Annotated in this window: 19 protein-coding genes; 15 read left to right on the top strand and 4 right to left on the bottom strand. The window is 70.2% G+C overall.

Annotated elements, in window-relative coordinates; all coding sequences use genetic code 11:
• Nucleotides 1-94: 94 nt before the first annotated feature.
• Entirely contained in the window at nt 95-1,252 is a 1,158-nt protein-coding gene (locus tag POF73_RS39565; RefSeq protein WP_443049719.1) for an MFS transporter, read from the top strand.
• 4 nt (nt 1,253-1,256) lie between these two features.
• Here the strand turns inward: POF73_RS39565 and POF73_RS39570 are convergent, their stop codons facing one another.
• Nucleotides 1,257-1,733: a GNAT family N-acetyltransferase gene (locus POF73_RS39570; protein ID WP_272124214.1), complete on the bottom strand. Its 477-nt coding sequence runs from the start codon at nt 1,731-1,733 to the stop codon at nt 1,257-1,259.
• 77 nt (nt 1,734-1,810) lie between these two features.
• On the opposite strand from POF73_RS39570, the gene POF73_RS39575 reads away from it, so the two are divergent.
• Entirely contained in the window at nt 1,811-2,614 is an 804-nt protein-coding gene (locus tag POF73_RS39575; RefSeq protein ID WP_272124215.1) for an exodeoxyribonuclease III, read from the top strand.
• A gap of 61 nt (nt 2,615-2,675) precedes the next feature.
• On the opposite strand, the gene POF73_RS39580 is transcribed toward POF73_RS39575, so the two are convergent.
• Nucleotides 2,676-4,055, bottom strand: coding sequence for a recombinase family protein (locus POF73_RS39580; protein WP_334313656.1), 1,380 nt, complete (start codon nt 4,053-4,055; stop codon nt 2,676-2,678).
• A 172-nt stretch (nt 4,056-4,227) separates the two neighbouring features.
• Nucleotides 4,228-4,872: a MerR family transcriptional regulator gene (locus POF73_RS39585; protein ID WP_272124216.1), complete on the bottom strand. Its 645-nt coding sequence runs from the start codon at nt 4,870-4,872 to the stop codon at nt 4,228-4,230.
• A gap of 140 nt (nt 4,873-5,012) precedes the next feature.
• Here POF73_RS39585 and POF73_RS39590 point away from each other — a divergent pair, with 140 nt between their 5' ends.
• The 5 genes from POF73_RS39590 (at nt 5,013) to POF73_RS39610 (ending at nt 9,201) form a co-directional block, all read left to right on the top strand.
• Complete coding sequence (locus POF73_RS39590; RefSeq protein ID WP_272124217.1) at nt 5,013-6,677, top strand: flavin-containing monooxygenase; 1,665 nt, start codon at nt 5,013-5,015, stop codon at nt 6,675-6,677.
• Nucleotides 6,674-7,609 (top strand): alpha/beta fold hydrolase, encoded by a 936-nt coding sequence (locus tag POF73_RS39595; RefSeq protein WP_272124218.1) that lies wholly within the window; start codon nt 6,674-6,676, stop codon nt 7,607-7,609. The genes POF73_RS39590 and POF73_RS39595 overlap by 4 nt, the downstream gene beginning before the upstream one ends.
• Nucleotides 7,606-8,499 (top strand): SDR family oxidoreductase, encoded by an 894-nt coding sequence (locus POF73_RS39600; RefSeq protein WP_272124219.1) that lies wholly within the window; start codon nt 7,606-7,608, stop codon nt 8,497-8,499. The genes POF73_RS39595 and POF73_RS39600 overlap by 4 nt, the downstream gene beginning before the upstream one ends.
• 88 nt (nt 8,500-8,587) lie before the next feature.
• Nucleotides 8,588-8,785, top strand: coding sequence for a hypothetical protein (locus tag POF73_RS39605; RefSeq protein ID WP_272124220.1), 198 nt, complete (start codon nt 8,588-8,590; stop codon nt 8,783-8,785).
• A gap of 98 nt (nt 8,786-8,883) precedes the next feature.
• Nucleotides 8,884-9,201, top strand: a complete 318-nt coding sequence (locus tag POF73_RS39610; RefSeq protein ID WP_272124221.1) for a DUF6980 family protein — start codon at nt 8,884-8,886, stop codon at nt 9,199-9,201.
• Nucleotides 9,202-9,240: 39 nt separating this feature from the next.
• Here the strand turns inward: POF73_RS39610 and POF73_RS39615 are convergent, their stop codons facing one another.
• A complete protein-coding gene (locus POF73_RS39615) occupies nt 9,241-12,582 on the bottom strand; it encodes a S41 family peptidase (RefSeq protein WP_272124222.1) in 3,342 nt (1,113 codons plus the stop codon).
• Between the two features lie 169 nt (nt 12,583-12,751).
• Here POF73_RS39615 and POF73_RS39620 point away from each other — a divergent pair, with 169 nt between their 5' ends.
• The 8 genes from POF73_RS39620 to POF73_RS39655 all read left to right on the top strand — a co-directional run bounded on the left by POF73_RS39620 (nt 12,752) and on the right by POF73_RS39655 (nt 20,332).
• On the top strand, nt 12,752-13,354 hold the full coding sequence (locus tag POF73_RS39620) for a TetR/AcrR family transcriptional regulator (protein ID WP_272124223.1): 603 nt from the start codon (nt 12,752-12,754) through the stop codon (nt 13,352-13,354).
• Nucleotides 13,355-13,617: 263 nt separating this feature from the next.
• Nucleotides 13,618-15,852 (top strand): MMPL family transporter, encoded by a 2,235-nt coding sequence (locus tag POF73_RS39625; protein ID WP_272124224.1) that lies wholly within the window; start codon nt 13,618-13,620, stop codon nt 15,850-15,852.
• 120 nt (nt 15,853-15,972) lie between these two features.
• Complete coding sequence (locus POF73_RS39630) at nt 15,973-16,617, top strand: hypothetical protein (RefSeq protein ID WP_272124225.1); 645 nt, start codon at nt 15,973-15,975, stop codon at nt 16,615-16,617.
• A gap of 346 nt (nt 16,618-16,963) precedes the next feature.
• Complete coding sequence (locus POF73_RS39635; RefSeq protein WP_272124226.1) at nt 16,964-17,464, top strand: YbaK/EbsC family protein; 501 nt, start codon at nt 16,964-16,966, stop codon at nt 17,462-17,464.
• Complete coding sequence (locus POF73_RS39640; RefSeq protein ID WP_272124227.1) at nt 17,461-18,306, top strand: DMT family transporter; 846 nt, start codon at nt 17,461-17,463, stop codon at nt 18,304-18,306. Before POF73_RS39635 ends, POF73_RS39640 begins: the two co-directional genes overlap by 4 nt.
• Before the next feature lie 174 nt (nt 18,307-18,480).
• Complete coding sequence (locus POF73_RS39645; protein WP_272124228.1) at nt 18,481-18,891, top strand: hypothetical protein; 411 nt, start codon at nt 18,481-18,483, stop codon at nt 18,889-18,891.
• Between the two features lie 18 nt (nt 18,892-18,909).
• Nucleotides 18,910-20,052, top strand: a complete 1,143-nt coding sequence (locus tag POF73_RS39650; RefSeq protein ID WP_272124229.1) for a type VII secretion target — start codon at nt 18,910-18,912, stop codon at nt 20,050-20,052.
• Nucleotide 20,053: 1 nt separating this feature from the next.
• On the top strand, nt 20,054-20,332 hold the full coding sequence (locus POF73_RS39655) for a hypothetical protein (protein ID WP_272124230.1): 279 nt from the start codon (nt 20,054-20,056) through the stop codon (nt 20,330-20,332).
• The last annotated feature ends 15 nt before the right edge of the window (nt 20,333-20,347 follow it).

Here is a 20,347-nt window from a genome sequence, read left to right on the forward strand (position 1 = left end):
GATCGGTTGATCGGGCGGGATCTTTGTTTTGTCCGAGGGGCGGCATCTGTTGAAGGGCGTGGCGCCGCTACGGAACGTGGCCTTCCGGCGGTTTGTGACCGCCAGTCTGATATCCGCCACCGGATCCGCGATGGCGCCGCTCGCGCTCGCCTACTCCGTGATCGAGCAGGGCGGCGGGGCCGGGGCCCTCGGTGTGGTGCTCGCCACGAACACCGTTCCCACCGTCGTCTTCCTCCTCATGGGCGGCGTGCTCGCGGACCGTATGTCCCGCAGCCGGCTGCTCTTCCTCGGCAACCTGCTGGCGGCCGTCGCGCAGGGGGCGCTGGCGGTCGTCGTCGGCACCGGCCAGGCGACGACCACCTCCATCGCGGTCTGCGGGTTCATCTCCGGTACGGCGGTGGCCTTCACCGTGCCCGCCACCCAGGGGGCCGTCGCCCAGATCGTGCCCGCGGAGCAGCTGCAGCAGGCCAACACCCTGCTCAGGCTGCCGGTCAACGTGGTCAAGGTGCTCGCCCCGGCCGTCGGCGGAGTCGTCGTCGCGGTCAGTGGCCCGGCCTGGGCGCTGGCCTGGGACGCACTCTCCTTCGCCGTGGCCGCCCTGCTGCTGCTCGGGCTGCGCCTGGACGCGCCCGTCGCCGTCACCGGCGTGCTGACCGATCTGCGCGAGGGCTGGGCGGGCTTCTGGTCGCGGACCTGGCTGTGGACCTATACGGCGGCCGGGACCGTGCTGGTCGCCGCGTGGCTGGCCGGGTTCCAGCTGCTGGGGCCCGTCGTCGCGGCGGAGCGGTACGCGGGAGCGCGTGACTGGGGGCTGGTGCAGGGGGCGTTCTCGGCCGGGCTGCTGGCCGGGACGGTGGTGTGCCTGCGCTGGCGGCCGTACCGGCTGCTGGTCGTGGCCGTCGTGGCCGGTGTGCCCCTCGCCGCGCCGTTGCTCGTCATGGGAGGGGGACTGCCGCTGCCCTGGGTGCTGTTGGCCACGCTGCTCGCGGGGGTCGGGCTGGACGTGGCGATCGTCACCTGGACGACCGCCTTTCAGCAGCATGTGCCGCACGGGGAGTTGGGGCGGATGAGCGCGTTCAACAGTGTGGGCGAGCGGCTGGCGATTCCGCTCGGCTATCTGCTGACCGCCCTCGCGGCCGGGCTGTGGGACGACCGGACGGTGCTGGTGGCGTGTGCCGGGCTCGTCGTCGTCGCGGTCGTCCTCAACCTCTGTGTGCGGGACCTGTATCGCATCAACGCGGTCCGGAAGTGACCGCTCAGAGCGCCTTCGCGTAGCACAGGCTCAGTTCGTGGTGGCGGTAGTAGCCGAACTTCTCGCACGGCTCGTATCCGCTGGACAGATACAGCGCCACCGCCTCCGGCTGCTTGGAGCCGGTCTCCAGCACCATGCGGATGCGGCCCGCCGCCCGGGCGTCCTCCTCCAGCGTGGCCAGGATGCGGCGCGCCAGGCCCCGGCCGCGCATCTGCTCGACGACGTACATCCGCTTGATCTCGGCGTCGCCGTCCGCGTTGCCCTCGCCGTTCTCGTCCTGGACGCGCCAGGCGCCGGAGGCCACGGGGGCGCCGAGCTCGTCGTACGCGATCAGGTACAGGCCGTTCGGCGGGACGAAGTCCGCCGGGTCCATGGCCGTGGCGTCGCCGCCGTCGCCGTAGCGGACGCCGTACTCGGCCTGGACCTGGTCGTTCAGCTTGACGGCGTCGGGGTGGTCGAAGGAGACCGGGCGTATATACATGCTAGATACCGTATACCAATTCAAGATCAAGAGGTTCCAAAGCCGGACTCCGTCCAGTGTGCCGGTAAGGTGCCCGAGTGCTCACTGTGACCTCTGTGAATGTGAACGGGCTGCGGGCCGCCGCGAAGAAGGGCTTCGTGGAGTGGCTCGCCGGTACCGAGGCCGATGTGCTCTGTCTGCAGGAGGTGCGCGCGGAGCCGCAGCAGCTGCCGGAGCAGGTGCGGACGCCCGACGGATGGCATGTCGTGCACGCGCCCGCCGCCGCCAAGGGGCGCGCCGGTGTCTCGCTCTACACCCGCCGTGAGCCCGACCGGATCCAGGTCGGTTTCGGGTCGAGTGAGTTCGACGGCAGCGGGCGCTACGTCGAGGCCGACCTGCCGGGTGTGACGGTCGCCTCGCTCTATCTCCCCTCCGGCGAGGTCGGCACCGAGCGGCAGGACGAGAAGGTCCGCTTCATGGGCGAGTTCCTGGCCTACCTGAAGGGCCTGCGCGAACGTGCCGCCGCCGACGGCCGTGAGGTGCTGGTCTGCGGCGACTGGAACATCGCCCACCAGCAGGCCGACCTGAAGAACTGGCGCGGCAACACCAAGAACTCCGGGTTCCTGCCGGAGGAGCGCTCCTGGCTCGGCCGGGTGCTCGACCCGGCCGACGGCGGCTACGTCGACGTCGTGCGGGAGCTGCACCCGGATGTGGAGGGGCCGTATACCTGGTGGTCGTATCGGGGGCGGGCTTTCGACAGCGATGCAGGGTGGAGGATTGATCTTGCCGTGGCGACCCCCGGCCTCGCGGCACGGGCCGTCAAGGGAGTCGTGGAAAGGGCGGCCAGTCACGAGGAGCGGTGGTCGGACCATGCTCCCGTGACTGTGGTCTTCGAGATGTGACACGGACCGAGCGAGGCGATGAGAGAGCGCGGCATGTCCCGCTCGGTCGGCCCGTCAGAACTCAGCTGCTCCGACACGCCCCGACGTGTTCACCGAGCGTGAAGGCCAGGCGTGAGGCGTCTGGACCGGCAAGCCGGGCCGGGCCACCGCCGCAGCGGCCCTTGGCGACGACGACACGGGCGCCGCTTTCGAGGAGAAGCTCTCGGGAGATGGTGGCGTCCGTCGCCGTGGCCGCGCGGTAACGGTCGAGCGTGTACGCCTCCAGCCAGTCGGATCGCATCCCGGCTGGAGCGGGGCACACTTCACCCCGCGCGGTTGCTCGGCACATGTAGTCGCCGTACGGATGGCTCTTACGGGTTGCGAAGTACATGCGTCCATCACAGCCCGAACAGTGTGCGATGCCGGTGAGCAGCGCAGTCGTCCGACTCCTGGGTCGACAGGTGTTGTTGGAACGGGTATCGAGGACGTGTTGCAGCGCCTGAAACTCCTGGTCGGACAGCAGCGGCTGTCCGATCAGCACCGGGGCGCCGATGGTGTCGCGAACGGTCTGGCCTCCATGAGTCCGGTGCCCCATCAGCGAGGGGCTGCGCAGCACTTTGGAAAGCGTTCCTGAGGTCCAACGGAATCGTTCGAAGTCCCGTCCGTGGCGGCGGCCACCTGTCGGGCGCCCTTGAAGCTCGGCGTGACGGTCACGCGGCACCAGCACACCCGAGTCGTTCAGTGCGCGTGCGACGGCGGTCAACGAGAGGCCCGCATGTACGTCTTCCACGATCATGCGGACGACCGTGGCGGTCTCGGGATCAGGAGTGAGGCACCACCCGCGGCCCGAGGGGTGCGGCGCCCTCTGGTAGCCGAAGGGGATCAGCCCGCCTCCGTAGCGACCGGCTGCGCGTAGTGCTTCATGACTGCTGATGAGCCGGGCGGAGATGGCGTGGGTTTCCTGCTCGGCGTCGTGAGCGAGGTCCATGCACCGGCGGATGGCCGAGCCGTCGGCCTGCGGTGTCACGACGAGCGGGTGATCTTCCTCCGGCATGCCGAACACGAGTGTTCGAGTGTGCTGTCGCCCCCATGCGATCAACTCGGCCATGTGTGCCACGGAACGCACAGCGCGATCCACGTGTGACCAAACGACAACTTCGTACTCGTGAGGCCGGTGCAGCCAGGACGACAGGGAGGGCCTCTCGAACGGGGACGTCCGGCGGGCTGAGACTCCGAGGTCCGACGTCTCGGCGATCAAGGTGAAGCCGAGCCGCTCGGCCGAGAGCCGGATGACGGACCGCTGTCGGTCTGGCGAGGTTGTCACGCTGGTGACGCAACTGAGACGCAGCGCGGCAAGGGCCCTCGGTCGTCGCCCACCGGACGTCGAGGGAGAGGGAGTGCACAGGGTTGCTCGATCATTACGCTTGGGCACGTTGACGCTCCTTGGCAGTGTCGGCCACACCCCGGGGCTGGTGGCACAGTCGCCGGGGCCTTTTCGATCTCACTCTCGGAGCGCGAACGTGATTCCGTGCAAGGTCTCCCGGAATCTGCCTCGATGGAGTGAAGGTTCATCGAATGCGAGACACCCAGGAAGGGACAGGCTTCTGGCCGGGGTGGACCAGTGGCCCGACCGGCTACGACTGCTTGCGCAGCCGTCGGTCCAGGGCCAGGGACAGTTCTGCCTCCACCACGCTCCGGGCCAGGGGGCGCAGGCGTTGGAGGTCGTTCTCGTGGGTGTGGCGGAGTACCAGGTCGGCGAACATCTCCGCCAGGTCGTCCACGTGCTCGCGGACCCGCTTGCCCGCGGCCAGGACCTCCGCGAGCGGGATGCCCTCGCGGACCAGGGCCGAGGAGACGTCCAGCAGGCGGCGGCTGACGTGGACGATCTCGTCGCCGTCGGTGCCGAGGTAGCCGAGGTCCAGGGCGGCGGCGAGGTTCTCCGGGGTGACCTGGCCCTCGAAGCGGGCGGCGAGTTCCTCGGGGGTGAGCCGGACCGGCTCCTCCTCGGTCGGGGTGGCGACGCCGAGCACGTCGGCGACGTCCCGGCCGTGGTCGAGGGCCTCCGCCAGTTCCGCGATGCCGGTGAGGGTGTGGCCGCGCTCCAGTAGGGCCGCGATCGTGCGCAGGCGGGCCAGGTGGTGGTCGTCGTACCAGGCGATACGGCCCTCGCGGCGGGGTGGGGGTATCAGCTTGCGTTCCCGGTAGAAGCGCAGGGTGCGCACCGTGATGCCGGCTTGGCGGGCCAGTTCCTCCATGCGGTACTCACGCTTCTCGGTCACCCTGGAACCTTAATTCGTACTGGGGGTAACTTTCCTCGCTCGACCCCTACCGGTCGGTACGGAGCTCCTCTACGCTCCATTGCGCCAGTAGATACTGGCAAGGTTCCGGTTCAGGTGTGTTCAAGTGTGGAGGCAGAGGCATGGCCGAACGCGAACATGTGCGGGTCGCGGTGGTCGGGTCGGGGTTCGGCGGGCTGGGAGCCGCCGTGCGGCTGCGACGCGAGGGCGTCACCGACTTCGTCGTCCTGGAGCGGGCCGACAGCGTCGGCGGCACGTGGCGGGACAACAGCTATCCGGGGTGTGCGTGCGATGTGCCGTCGCATCTGTACTCGTTCTCCTTCGCGCCCAACCCCGACTGGCCGCGCACCTTCTCCGGGCAGGAGCACATCCGCGCCTATCTGGAGCATGTGACCGATGTGTTCCGGCTGCGGCCGCACATCCGCTTCGACTCGGAGGTGAAGCGGATGACCTGGAACGGCGAGCGGCTGTGCTGGGACATCGAGACCAGTGGGGGGAATCTGTCGGCCGACTTCGTCGTCTCCGCCACCGGTCCGCTGTCCGACCCCAAGATCCCGGACATCCCGGGGCTCGACTCCTTCCCGGGCAAGGTCTTCCACTCCGCCCGCTGGGACCACGACTACGACCTGCGCGGCAAGCGCGTCGCCATGGTCGGCACCGGCGCCTCCGCCATCCAGATCGTGCCCGCCGTCCAGCCCGAGGTCGAGCGGCTGACCCTCTTCCAGCGCACCCCGCCCTGGGTCATGCCCCGCATCGACCGCGCCATCAGCGACGCCGAGCGCTCCGTGCACCGGGCCCTGCCCTTCACCACCCGGCTGCGCCGCGGGCTGCTGTGGGGGATGCGGGAGCTGCAGGTCCAGGCGTTCACCAAGCACCCGGGCGAGCTGGGGTTCATCGAGCAGCTGGCCAAGCGGAACATGGGCCGTTCCATCAAGGACCCGGCGCTGCGCGCCAAGCTCACCCCCGACTACCGCATCGGCTGCAAGCGGATCCTGCTGAGCAGCGAGTACTACCCGGCGATCGCCAAGCCCAATGTGGACGTCGTCGCGAGTGGGCTCAGCGAGATCCGCGGCTCGACCGTCGTCGCTGCCGACGGCACCGAGGCCGAGGTCGACGCGATCGTCTTCGGTACCGGGTTCCATGTCACCGACATGCCGATCGCCGACCGGGTCGTGGGCGCGGAGGGCAGGACGCTCGCCGAGGCGTGGAAGGGCGGGATGGAGGCGCTGCGGGGTGCCTCCGCCGCCGGGTTCCCGAACTGGATGACCATCATCGGGCCGAACACCGGCCTCGGGAACTCGTCCATGATCCTGATGATCGAGTCCCAGCTGAACTACATGGCCGACTTCGTACGGCAGTTGAACGTCCTCGGCGGCCGAGTCGCCCTCGACGCGCGGCCCAGCGCGGTGCACGCCTGGAACCGGCGGGTGCAGGAGCGCATGAAGCGGACGGTGTGGAACACGGGCGGGTGCACCAGCTGGTACCTCGATGCCGCCGGCCGCAACACGACCATCTGGCCCGGTACGACGACCGAGTTCAGGCGGGCGACACGGCGTGTGGACCTCGCGGAGTACGCGGTCGTGCGGGCCGCCTCCGTCGAAACCGTCAACGACAAGACCGAGACCGGCAAGACCGAGACCGGCAAGACCGAGACCGGCAAGACCGAGACCGGCAAGACCGAGACTGACAAGACCGGCACTGACAAGACCGGCACTGACAAGACCGGCACTGACAAGACCGGCACTGACAAGACCGGCACCGACAAGACCGCGGAGGTCACCGCGTGAGCCGCCTCATGAGCGTCGCCTCCGGGCCGTACGCCCCTCCCGTCCCCGCCCGTGAGCTGACGGCCGTGTCCGCCGACGGCGCCCGGCTGCACATAGAGGTGCACGGGCCCGAGCACGCGCCCCCCGTCGTCCTCGCCCACGGCTGGGCCTGCTCGACCGCCTTCTGGGCGGCGCAGATCCGCGAACTGGCCGCCGACCACCGGGTCATCGCCTACGACCAGCGCGGCCACGGACGCAGCCCGGCGAGCCCGGCTTGCAGCCCCGACGCGCTCGCCGACGACCTCGAAGCCGTACTGAAGGCCACCCTCGCACCCGGCGAGCAGGCCGTGATCGCCGGGCACTCGATGGGCGGCATGACGGTGATGGCCGCCGCCGGGCGCCCGGCCCTGCGCGAGCACGCCGCCGCCGTCCTGCTGTGCAGCACCGGCGCCTCGCGGCTGGTCTCCGAGTCGACCGTCATACCCCTGCGGGCGGGCCGGCCGCGCACCTGGCTGACCCGGCGCGTCCTCGGCTCCCGGGCACCGCTCGGGCCGGTCACGCCGATCGCCCGGGCGATCCTCAAGTACGCCACGATGGGCCCCGGTTCGGCCCCGCACATGGTCGAGGCGTGCGCGCGGATCGTGCACGCCTGCCCGCGCAAGGTGCGCTACGCCTGGTCGCAGGTGCTCGACCTGCTCGATCTCGACCACGGAGTACGGCAGTTGTCGGTGCCGACCGCGGTGGTCGTCGGCACGGCCGACCGGATGACCCCGCCGGTGCACGCCCGCGCGCTGGCCGCCGCGCTGCCGGACTGTCTCGGCGTCACCGAGCTGGCCGGCCTCGGGCACATGACGCCGGTCGAGGCGCCCGAGCTGGTGACCGGGCGAATACGGGAGCTCGCCATGACGTACACGCGGGCCAGGACGCACACACAGGTGAAGGAGGGCGCATGAGCAGGGTGAGCCTCGAAGGACAGGTCGCCGTCGTCACGGGCGCGGCGCGGGGCGTCGGTGAGCTGCTCGCGCGCAAGCTCTCCGCGCGCGGGGCGAGCGTGGCGCTGGTCGGGCTGGAGCCGGACGCGCTCAAGCAGGTCTCCGAGCGGCTGCACGGCGACAGCGACCACTGGTACGCCGACGTGACGGATCACGAGGCGATGGCGCAGGTGGCGCGGGAGGTCAAGGAGCGGTTCGGGAAGGTCGACATCGTCGTCGCCAACGCGGGTGTCGCGACCGGGGGGCCGTTCGTCGACTCCGACCCGGAGGCCTGGCGGCGGGTCATCGAGGTCAACCTCATCGGGTCCGCGGTGACCGCGCGGGCGTTTCTGCCGGTGCTGATGGAGAGCCGGGGATATCTGCTGCAGATCGCCTCGCTCGCGGCGATCACTCCGGCGCCGATGATGACGGCGTACTGCGCGTCCAAGTCGGGTGTGGAGGCGTACGCGCACAGTCTGCGGGCCGAGGTCGGCCACAAGGGCGTGCGGGTCGGCGTCGGTTATCTGTCCTGGACCGACACCGACATGGTGCGCGGCGCCGATCAGGACGACGTCATGCGGGAGTTGAGGCAGCGGCTGCCGTGGCCGTCCAACAAGACCTATCCGCTGGGGCCGGCGGTCGACCGGATCGTGGCCGGGATCGAGCGGCGGTCCAGCCATGTGTACGGGCAGTGGTGGCTGCGCGGCATGCAGGGCGTGCGCGGGTACCTGCCGGGGCTCATCGGGACGGTGGGGCAGCGGGAGATGCGGCGGTTCGGGGACCGGCTGGAAGGGATGCGGACGGGGCTGGTCGGGGCGGGCGGCGTCGCCGACGAGCAGGAGCGAACTGGGCGTACTACGCGGCGTAACTGATCGACATGCGTGGGGTGATCGCCCGTGTGAATCTGGTCGAGGCCCCAGCGAGGGGCCAGCCCCCCACCCAGTACGGGAGTGAACCCACATGGGCATGAAGGACCAGTTCCAGGAGAAGTCCGAGCAGCTGAAGCAGCGTGCGCAGCAGCAGGGTCAGCGCCGGCCGGGCCAGCCGGGTCAGCCCGGCCAGCCGGAGCGTCGTCCGCAGCGGCCGCAGCGGGACGAGGAGTCCGAGCGGCGGACGCGTGAGGACGAGGAGCGCTTCGACCAGGACTACGACCGGTAAGTCCTTTGCGCTGAGCGCGGGGTGCCCCCTGAATTTTGGGGGGTGCCCCGCGTTTGTGTTTTTCTGGTCGTCCGGCCGATCGACGAGAAACCGAGGTCATGACCAGTCACTGCTGCGAGGCGATGACCAGCCACGTGAACGCGCGCTGCGACCAGCACGACGACCCCTTCGCCTGCCCGGACGCGCTCGTCGGCTTCAGTGCCAGGTTCCAGGAGTACGGGCTGATCATCCATGACGGCGGCACGTCGAAGAGCACGATCGACTTCTGTCCCTGGTGCGGACGACGCCTCCCCGAGTCGCAGCGGGACCGGTGGTTCGACGAGCTGGAGCGCCGTGGGATCGATCCCTGGGAGGACGAGATCCCTGCCGAGTTCCAGGACGACCGCTGGCTCGCCTCTCAAGAAGGCGTTTCTTAAGAACGCGCCTTCAAGAACGCGCGTCTTGGGAACGCGCCTTCAAGAACGCGGCGGCAGCTTCGGCCTCGACCGGTCCGGGACGTGTGCGTAGTCCGGGGGCGTTGCCGGGGGGTTGGATTCCAGTAGCTCCAGGGCCAGTTCCACCGCGTCCGTCAGCTGGGCATGGCGGCCCTCCGCCCAGTCCAGGGGGGTGCGGAGGATTTCCAGGTCCGGGGTCACGCCCTTGTTCTCGATGCTCCAGCCGTACGCGTCGAACCACGCCGCGTTCATCGGGACCGTGATCACCGTGCCGTCGCCGAGGCGGTGGCGGCCGGTCATACCGACCACTCCGCCCCAGGTGCGCTGGCCGACGACCGGGCCGAGCTTGAGGAGCTTGAAGGCCGCAGTGATCATGTCGCCGTCGGACGAGGTCGCCTCGTCCGCCAGGGCGACCACCGGGCCCCTCGGGGCGTTGGAGGCGTACGACACCGGCTGGGCGTTGCGGGTGAGGTCCCAGCCCAGGATCGTGCGGGTCAGCTTCTCCACCACCAGCTCGCTGATGTGGCCGCCCGCGTTGCCGCGTACGTCGACGATCAGTGCGGGGCGTGACATCTCCATCCGCAGGTCGCGGTTGAACTGGGCCCAGCCCGAGCCGCCCATGTCGGGGATGTGCAGATAGCCGCAGCGGCCGCCGCTCAACTCCCGTACGACGGCACGGCGTTTGGCGACCCAGTCCTGGTAGCGCAGGGGGCGTTCGTCGATCAGGGGCACCACCGCCACGCGGCGGGCCCGGCCCGCTTCGCCCTCCGCGGAATCAGAGGGGACCGAAGGGCCTTCCTCGGAAGGGTCGTGGTGGGCGACGGGTCGGGTGAAGGTCAGCTCCACTGTCGTGCCGCCCGCGCCGGCCAGCAGGGGGTAGGGGCCCGTCACCGGGTCCACGGGGCGGCCGTCCACGTGGGTGAGGACCGCGCCCTCGCGGATTCCCGTGCCCGCCAGCGGGGAGCGGGCCTTCGAGTCGGACGACTCGCCGGGCAGGATGCGCTTGACCACCCAACCCTCCTCGCGGCGTACGAAGTTGGTGCCCAGCAGGCCCTGCCAGCGCTGGTAGTGCGGTGGGCCCTCGTTGCGGCGGGCGGCCGTGACGTAGGCGTGGGAGGTGCCGAGTTCGCCGAGGACCTCGCGGAGCAGGTCGGCGAACTCGTCGGGGGAGGCGACGCGTTCGACCAGGGGGCGGTACTGGTCGAGCACCGCGTCCCAGTCGATGCCGCACATGTCCGGCTCCCAGAAGTACGCCCTGATCAGCCGCCCCGCCTCCGCGTACGACTGCCTCCACTCCGCGGCCGGGTCCACCTCGTGCAGGATGCGGCGGGCGTCGATCCACACCGTGGTGTCGCTGTCGCCGGACTCGCTCGCGGGCACCGCCCGCAGGTCGCCCTCGTCGAGCAGGACCAGCCGGCTGCCGTCGCCGCTCACCGCGAACCAGTCCAGATGGTCGACGAGTTCGGTCTTCTTCGCCTTGCTGATGTTGAAGTGTTCGAGGGTCGGCCGTCCGGTCATGTCGTCCGGGTTGGCGAACGTCTCGCCCAGCGCTCCCGAGATCGGCCAGCGCAGCCAGACCAGTCCGCCGCCCGCGACCGGATGCAGCGCGGAGTACTTGGAGGCGGTGACCGGGAAGGGGGTGACCCTGTTCTCCAGGCCCTCGACCTCGACGGTCGTCGCGCCCGCGTCCCCGCCCTCCTCGTCCTCCACCGGGTCCAGGCCCCCGGCGGCCGGGCGGCCCTCCGGGGTGAGGGCGAAGGGGGAGGGGGTGGCCGAGGAGAGGGGGACCAGGTACGGGCGGCAGCCCAGCGGGAAGGACAGGTCCCCGGTGTGGACGTCGTACACCGGGTCGAAGCCGCGCCAGGAGAGGAAGGCCAGATAGCGGCCGTCTCGCGTGAACACCGGGTTCTCGTCCTCGAAGCGACCGTCCGTGACGTCGACGATCAGGGTGTCCCCTTGTCCCATGCGGGAGATACGGGCCAGCTTGATCTGGCGCAGGGAGCGGCCGATCCCGGGGTGCGACCACGTCAGCCAGGTGCCGTCCGGGGAGAACGCGAGGTCCCGGACGGGGCCGTTGACCGAGTGGATCAGCTCGGTGACCTCGCCGTTGGAGTCCTCCGTCCCCGCGGCGTCAGCCGCATTGTCGGACACAGCGAGGAGGAGCAGCCGTCCGTCGTGGGAGGCGATGGCGACGCGCTCGCCCTTCGGGTCGGCGACCATCTCCAGGACCCGGCCCACCTCGCCGGAGGCCAGCCGCCGGGGTTCGTGGTCGCCGGTCGCCCGGGGCAGGTAGGCGATCTCGATCGCGTCCTCGCCCTCCGCGTCCGTCACATACGCGACCTGGCCGACCGAGCCGAGCATCTCGGGGAGCCGGACCCGTACGCCCGGGGTGTCGGTGATGGTGCGGGCGGGGCCGTCCCGGTGGGTGAGCCAGTACAGGCTGCCGCGTACGACGACGGCGCTCGCGCGGCCCGTCTCGTCCACGGAGACGCCGTCCACGTGCTGGGCGGCGGGCACCTGGTAGGTGCGGCGGCCCGCGCGCGGCCCGCTCAGCCGTACGTCGAGCCTGCGCGGCTCCGAGCCCGCGGTGAGGTCGTCCACGATCCACAGGTCGCCCGCGCACTGGTACACCACCCGGGTCCCGTCGCCGGCGGCGTGCCGGGCGTAGAAGGAGTCGTGGTCGGTGTGCCGGCGCAGGTCGGAGCCGTCGTAGGCGCAGGAGTAGAGGTTGCCGACGCCCTCGTGGTCGGAGAGGAAGGCGATCCGGCCGCCGACGAACAGGGGGGAGTCGAGGTGGCCGTCGATGTCCGCGAGCAGGCGTTCGCCGTGCAGCCAGAGGCGGCCGGTGGCGCCGCCCCGGTAGCGCTTCCAGGAGGCCGGTTCGTGCGGTGGGGTGCCGGTCAGGAGCAGGGTCTTGCGCTCGCCGTCGATGTCGGCGACCTGGATGTCGGAGCAGGGCCCCCAGGGGAGCTTGCGGCCGGGGTCGCCGTTGACGAGGACCTTGTAGGCCCAGGTGAAGTGCGAGAAGGGCTCGCCGTGGGAGGCGACGGCGAGGATCACGCCGTCCGGGGTGAAGCCGCACACCCGGGTGTCCGCCGAGCCCCAGTGGGTGAGCTGCGTGCCCGGGCCGCCGTCCACCGGGACCAGATGGATCTCGGGGACCAGAGTGCGCCAGCTCGTGTACGCGATGTGCCGGCCGTCGGGGGAGAAGCGGGGGTGGCCGATCTTGCTGCGGTCCACCGTGAGCCGCCAGGCACGGCCCGGGGTGTCGCCCGGGGCACCGAGGGGGGCCAGCCACAGGTCGTCCTCGGTCACGAAGCACAGCAGGTCGTCATGAAGGTGCGGCAGGCGCAGATAGGTCACCTCCCCATGCTTTTCCCGCGGACGTACCTGAGCAACTCGTGACATTTCATGGCGCGGGGAGGCGCCGTGACACACGACACGAACGAAACCGTTTCGTTTCGATGGCTGGGTGCGCTACATTCGTCGTGTACGAAACCGTGTCGTTCGGAGCGGGAAGGTGGAGATGGACATGACTGAGGTCGCAACGGGGCGTCGCAGTCGTATCACTCCCGAGCGCGAGGCCGAGTTGTACGCGGCCGTGCTCGACCTGCTCCGAGAGGTCGGCTACGACGCCCTCACCATGGACGCCGTGGCGGCCCGCACCCGGTCCAGCAAGGCGACGCTCTACCGCCAGTGGGGCGGCAAGGCCGAGCTGGTGGTGAAGGCCATCCGGCACACCAAGCCGGGCAAGGACATCGGCGCGCTCGACACCGGGTCGCTCCGCGGTGACTTCCATGCCGTCATGGCGCATGCGGACGATGCGCAGATGGAACAGAACAGCGCGTTGATGCGTGGGCTGGCCATGGCGATGCATGCGAACCCGGACCTCCACCAGGAGTTCCGGAGCCAGCTCATCGAGCCGGAGATCGCGGAGTTCCGCCGTGTGCTGCAACGCGCGGTCGACCGGGGCGAGGTCCGTCCGGACTGCCCGGCGCTGGACTTCGTGGTGCACATGATGCTCGGCGCGTTCGTCACCTGCACGATCCTCGACGAGAGGCCGCCGACCAGCGCCTTCCTCGCCTCGTACATCGACGCCGTGGTCCTCCCCGCCCTCGGCGTTCCCGTCCACTGACGAGTCCCCTTCAGCAAGCCCTCCTCCTGACGTATCCGCTCATGTCGTCGGGCTGATCACCCCTGCCCTGGGCCTGTGTCGGAACCCCGGCCGGGCGCACGTCGTCTGGCACGCACGCTCGCCGCGTCACCGAACCGCCCACGTGGCTCCGCCACGAGGGCACTCCGGCGCCTTGCGATCGCACGCACCAGAACGACGTGCGCTGATCCGGCCGGGATTCCGACACAGGCCCCCCACCCACGACCTGACCGGGAGTCGCCCTCGTGGCCACCTTTCTCTACAAGCTCGGCCGGCTCGCCTTCAGGCGACGGCATTTCGTCGCCCTCATATGGGTCGCGCTGCTCACCCTCGCCGGTGTCGGTGCGGCCAGCGCGCCCACCGCGGGCAACACGTCCTTCTCGATCCCCGGCACCGAGGCGCAGAAGGCCTTCGACCTGCTGGAACAGCGCTTCCCCGGCATGAGCGCCGACGGTGCGACGGCCCGGGTCGTCTTCAAGGCACCGGACGGCGAGAAGATGACGGACGCCGCCAACAAGGCGACCGTCGAGGAGACCGTCAAGGAACTGTCCGACGGCTCCGAGGTGGCCTCCGTCGCCGACCCGTACACCGCGCACGCCGTCAGCAAGGACGGCACGATCGCGTACGCGTCGGTGAAGTACGAGGTCTCCGGCATGGAGCTGAAGGACGCCTCACGGGAGGCCCTTCAGGACGCGGCGCAGGACGCGCGGCACGCCGGGCTGACCGTGGAGGTCGGCGGTGACGCGCTCCAGACGACGCCCGAGACCGGTGCCACGGAGATCATCGGCATCGCCGTCGCCGCGGTCGTCCTCGTCATCACCTTCGGCTCGCTGATCGCGGCCGGGCTTCCGCTGCTGACCGCCCTGATCGGCGTCGGCATCGGCATCTCCACCATCACCGCCCTGGCCAGCGCCCTGGAGCTGGGCTCCACGACCTCGACGCTGGCGATGATGATCGGCCTCGCGGTCGGCATCGACTACGCCCTGTTCATCGTCTCCCGCTACCGCGCCGAGCTGGCCGAGGGCCGGGAGCGCGAGGAGGCGGCCGGCCGGGCCGTCGGCACCGCGGGCTCCGCGGTGGTCTTCGCGGGCCTGACCGTCGTGATCGCGCTGGTCGGCCTGTCGGTCGTCAACATCCCGATGCTGACCAAGATGGGCGTCGCCGCGGCGGGCACCGTCGTGATCGCGGTGCTGATCGCGCTGACGATGATCCCGGCCCTGCTCGGATACGCGGGCGGGAAGGTCCAGCCCGCCGGCAGGAAGAGCCGCTGGATGGGCGGCAACCGGGCCGAGAAGAAGGCCGCCGCCTCCGGTACGGCCGCGCCGGCCAAGCCCAACCTGGGCACCCGCTGGGCCAGCTTCGTCGTACGCCGCCCGATCGCCGTCCTCCTCCTGGGCGTCCTCGGCCTCGGCGCCGCCGCGATCCCCGCGGCCTCCCTGGAACTGGGCCTGCCCGACGACGGTTCGCAGCCGACGTCCACGACCCAGCGCCGCGCCTACGACCTGCTGTCCGACGGCTTCGGCCCCGGCTTCAACGGCCCGCTGATGGTCGTGGTCGACGCCAAGGGCAGCGCCGATGCGGACGCCGTCTTCAAGCAGGTCGGCGATGACATCAAGGGCCTGAAGAACGTCGTGACGGTCACCCCGGCCGCGCCCAACAAGGCGGGCGACACGGCGACGATCACGGTGATCCCGGACTCCAAGCCGTCCTCGGTGACGACGGAGGACCTGGTGCACTCCATCCGCGACAAGGGCGCGGAGGTGAAGGCCGAGACCGACGCGGACGTGCTGGTCACCGGCTCGACGGCGATGAACATCGACGTCTCGCAGAAGCTGAACGACGCGCTGCTGCCGTACCTGGCCCTGGTCGTGGGCCTCGCCTTCCTCCTCCTGATCGTGGTCTTCCGCTCCATCCTGGTCCCGCTCAAGGCGGCGCTCGGCTTCCTGCTGAGCGTGATGGCGGCCCTCGGCGCGGTCGTCGCGGTCTTCCAGTGGGGCTGGCTCGCGAACCTCATGGGCGTGGAGGAGACCGGCCCGGTGATGTCCATGATGCCGATCTTCATGGTCGGCGTGGTCTTCGGACTGGCGATGGACTACGAAGTCTTCCTGGTGACCCGGATGCGCGAGGCGTACGTCCATGGCGAGAAGCCGAGCCAGGCGGTGGTGACCGGGTTCAAGCACGGTGCGAGGGTCGTCACGGCCGCCGCCGTGATCATGATGGCGGTCTTCGCGGGCTTCATCGGCTCCTCCGAGTCCATGGTCAAGATGATCGGCTTCGGCCTCGCCGTCGCGGTCTTCTTCGACGCGTTCATCGTGCGGATGGCGATCGTCCCGGCGGTCCTGGCCCTGCTCGGCCGTCGTGCCTGGTGGCTCCCGAAGTGGCTGGACCGCGTCCTGCCGAACGTGGACGTGGAGGGTGAGGGGCTGCGGGCGCAGACCGACAGGAACGAGGACGAGGACCGGGAGCTGGTACGCGTCTGACCCGCCACTCCTGAAAAAGACCGGCCGGTGAGGGCCCCGTGGGGACGGGGTGCCCTCACCGGCCTTTCCCTTGCCTGCCGTAAGTTCCTGGCCGACCGACCGGCACGGACAAGGGACCCCATGGCCAAGCAGCGCATCACCGTCTGTCTCCCGCCCTGCGACCAGGACGACCCCGAGTCGCTGCGCCGGGCGATCGGACGGGCCATGGCGCCGTACGACTACAACCGCGAGGACAGCCCCCACCCGGACTGGGTCGGGGAGTGGGACTACTGGTTCATCTCCGGCGCCGGGTGTGAGTTCGCCGTCCTGCCCGGGCACGAGGACGACCCCCGCCTCCTCCGGCACGACGAATGGAAGGAGCGGCCTGAGGAGCTGCCCCGGTCGCGGTGCCACGGAGGGCCGCGCGGGCTGCTCGACCTGGACACCGACCGGGCCGAGGTGGCCAGGGAGGCCGCGCGCCGGTGGGACGACTGGCGGAGGTTCGCCGACCGCCACGCCGGTGGCTCGGAGTCGGTGCTGCGGGCCGTGGCCGAGGACCCGGAGCTGAGGGAGCGGTTCACCCGCGACCCGTACGCCTGGTTCGGCGCGGACCGGGCGGCGTACGTCGCGGAACAGGCCGCCGAGGTGCTCCCCACGCCGGCCATGCTCACCCTGGGCGGCCGCTGGGTCGAGTACGGCGGCCCCGGCTACCGGCAGTGGTTCAACGCCTACCTGCAGGACCTGCCGGCCGACACGATGGTCGTGCGAGTGCTGTACCACTCCTGACCTCCGTTGATCACCTGGACCGGCAGCTTCGGCTCGGCCAGTTCCGGTGTGAGCCTGACCGGTGCGGTGCTCGGCGGGAGGTGGACACGCATCCGTTCCACCGGTGTGGTGCTCGGCGGGAGGTGGACACGCATCCGTTCCACCGGTGTGGTGCTCGGCGGGAGGTGGACACGCATCCGTTCCACCGGTGTGGTGCTCGGCGGGAGGTGGACACGCATCCGTTCCGGGGCCGGCTCCGGTGTGGCCCGCGGTCGCGGAACGTCCACCTCGGCCTCTTCACCGACCTCGTTCGCCCTGAGTGGGTATTCGGTCGCATGGCCCATGCACGCACCACTACCGTGCCCCCATGACGACAGCCGCCCACCCCCGTTTCGCCGCCGCCCTCGAAGAGCTGGGGCTCGGCGGACTGCACGCTCGGATCCGCCGCTTCCCGGACGCGACCCGCACCGCCGGTGAGGCGGCCGCGGCGATCGGGTGCGAGCTCAGCCAGATCTGCAAGTCGCTGATCTTCGCGGCGGACGGGGAGCCGGTGCTCGTCCTGATGGACGGGGCCTCGCGGGTCGACCTGGAGCTGGTCCGTAGGGAACTCGGCGTCCAGAAGGTCACGCGGGCCAAGGCCGACGTCGTACGGGAGGCCACCGGGTACGCCATCGGCGGCGTGCCGCCCTTCGGGCACCGTACGAAGACCCGGGTGCTCGCGGACCGGTCGCTGCTGGAGCACGAGGTCGTGTGGGCCGCCGCGGGCAACCCGCACGCCGTCTTCCCCATGGCGCCCGAGGACCTCGTCGTCCACGCCGGCGCCACCCTCGTGGACGTGCGCGAGCAGACGCAGACGCCGACTTCGTGACCCCGCTCGTCACCGCGGCCGTCCTGCTGGCGGCCGTCACGCACGCCAGTTGGAACGCCATCGCGCACAAGATCACCGACAAGCTGGTCGGGTTCACGCTCATTTCGGGCGGCGGGGTGCTGATCGGGCTGGCGCTCATGCCGTTCGGGGCGTTCCCGGCGGCGGAGGCGTGGCCGTATCTGCTGGCCTCGGCCCTGGTTCACATCGTCTACTTCGCGCTGCTGATGAAGTCCTTCCGGCTGGGCGACTTCGGGCAGGCCTACCCCATCGCACGCGGCACCGCGCCGCTCGTCGTCGCCGTGCTCGCCGCCCTCGTCGCCCATGAGGTGCCGGACGGATGGGCGGCCGCCGGGATCGCCGTCTCCTGCGCGGGACTCACCGGCGTCGCCCTGTGGGGGCTGCGCGGGCGCCGGCCCAACTGGGCGGCGATCGGCGCGGCGTTGGCGACCGGGCTGAGCATCGCGGCGTACACCGTCCTCGACGGGCTCGGCGTTCGGGCCTCGGGGTCGTCCCTCGGCTACATCGCCTGGCTGATGGCGCTGGAGGGGCTGGTCATCCCGGCGTACACGATCTGGCGCCTGCGCGGCCGGACCGTCGCCACCCTGCGCCCGTTCGCCGCCGTCGGTCTGCTCGGCGCCGCGCTGTCCGTCGCCGCGTACGCGCTGGTCCTGTGGGCACAGACCAAGGCGGAGCTGGCGCCGATCGCCGCGCTGCGGGAGTCCTCGATCATCGTGGGGGCCGCCATCGGGGCCGTCTTCTTCAAGGAGCGCTTCGGGGCGTCCCGGATCGCGGCGGCGGCACTGCTGGTGCTGGGCATCGGGATGATGCTGCACGCGGGTTAGGCCTCCAAAGTCGGGCATTATTGGTCAATTTGGGTCTGCCGTATTGTTCGGAGCCGCGTTTCCGTCACGCGCGGGGCCTGTGACGGATCTGTGATTCCTGTGCATCGAAGGTGTTGCGCCAGGCACCGTAGATTCAAAATGGTCGGCATCTGTGATCTGTCTGAGGGAGGACATGTGGCCGAGGAGCCGGATTCGGGAAAGCGGTTCGACGACTCCGAACTCCTGGAGATGTCCCAGGGCGACCCGGCGCAGGCGAGGCTGCTGCGCAAGTCCCTGGAGACCCTCGCCGCGGGGCACGGCGGCGACGCTCTGAAGGAGATGGCACAGGAGGTCCTCTCCGGGCGGTCCGGTCTACGGGACGCGATGAACGTGTCCGCGTACGCCGACCAGCTGATCGAGCAGGCAGCCCCCATGACGGAGAAGTGGGTCTCGCTCTCCGAGGCCGAGCGCGAGGAACTGGCCGCAGAGGGCAGGCGGGCGATCGCGGCCGAGCAGGAGCAGATCGACGAGGAACGACGCGCGGCGCCCGAAAAGGGCGCCGGCCACAAGTCCCGGCACGAGGGCCGGGGCTGGTCACTGTACTGACGGGGGCAGGAGCCGACTGTGGGATTTGAAGTAGAGCCGGACGCGATCCAGGGGTTCGCCTCGCTTGTGTCGCGTGGTGCCGACGGCGCCACGAAGGCCGTCGACTACGCGAGCAACAACACGCAGATCGACAAGGCGGTCGGAGGAGCCCTCTGGGACATGGTCGCGGGAAGCCACGACGAGTACGTGGAATCCGCGAAGAAGGCTCTGAGGAAGGCGCAGAGCGTCCTCAATTCCTCGCAGTCGGAACTGTCCAAGTCGGCCAAGTACTACCGGGAGACGGACACCGAGACCGCCTCGAAGATGGACGCCACCTACCCGGGCTCCAAGGGCGGCGGGGGCGCACCCTCCGGGGGCGGCAGCGGGAGTGACTTCGCCGATGCGCAGGACGCGTCGGCCACCCTGAAGAAGCCGGACGGGGACAGCGACAACCCTCTGATCGCGTACGGCCAGGGGCATGCCGACGAATACGTGATGAACCCGGTCCAGAAGACCCTCGGCACCGTCCTGGACCTGGGCAGCCCGTCGACCGTGGCCGTCGAGGCGGTGAAACTGCTCTGCGGCTACGACATCTTCGGCGAGATCAACAACTGGGTTCTGGGTGACTGGACCAAGTACAAGGACTGCGCCGAAGTCTGGTCGAACCTCGGCTCGTTCTGCGACGCGGTGGCCGCGAACCTGAAAAAGGGCACCACGAATGTCGGTGTGACCTGGCAGGGCAATGCCTATGACGCCGCGAAGGTCTACTTCGACGAGTTCAGCAAGAAACTCGCCGACTTCAAGGACACCTTCGAGTCCCTGAGGCAGTGCTACCACGCGGCGGCACAGGAGGTCTTCCAGCTGGCCGAACTCCTGAAGTCCGGAGTCGTCTTCATCGCCGACATGGCGATCATCTGGATGGCCAACATGGCCGCGGCCACGGCGGTCAACGCCATCCCGGTCGGCGGGCAGGTGGCGTCCGCCGCGATGTTCGCCCTGGCGGCGGCCCAGGCCGTCATGATCATCGACAGGTTCGCCGCTCTTGTGAAGGCGTTCGACGCGACCATGATGGCCATCACCACGCTCGGGGCGGTGCTGTCCGCGGCGGTCAACGGCTTCTCGTCGGCCGACGGTTTCCCCGAGGCCAGCTCCGCCGGCTACGACAACCGAGTGGTCGCCTGAGATGTCCTTCCCCTCCTCGGGCGAGAACCTGGAGATGTTCCTCTCCCGCGCCCGGATGATGTCCGCGGCAGCCCTCCCCGCATACCTGGCCCTCATGTTCTTCTTCGCCAAGGAGGAGGGCTGGCACTGGAGCTTCCTGGTGTTCTGCGTCCTGCCGCCCGTCGCCGCGGTGGCGGGCCACCTGGGCAAGCGGGACATCCGGCCGGGGCTGGCCTTCGCGGCGCTGGTCCTGGCGATCGCCCCGCTGCCGCTGGTCGGCGGGCTTGAGGCGTTGTTCTAGGTCCCGTGGCCAATA

The organism is Streptomyces sp. HD (assembly GCF_028369295.1).
Lineage (GTDB): Bacteria > Actinomycetota > Actinomycetes > Streptomycetales > Streptomycetaceae > Streptomyces.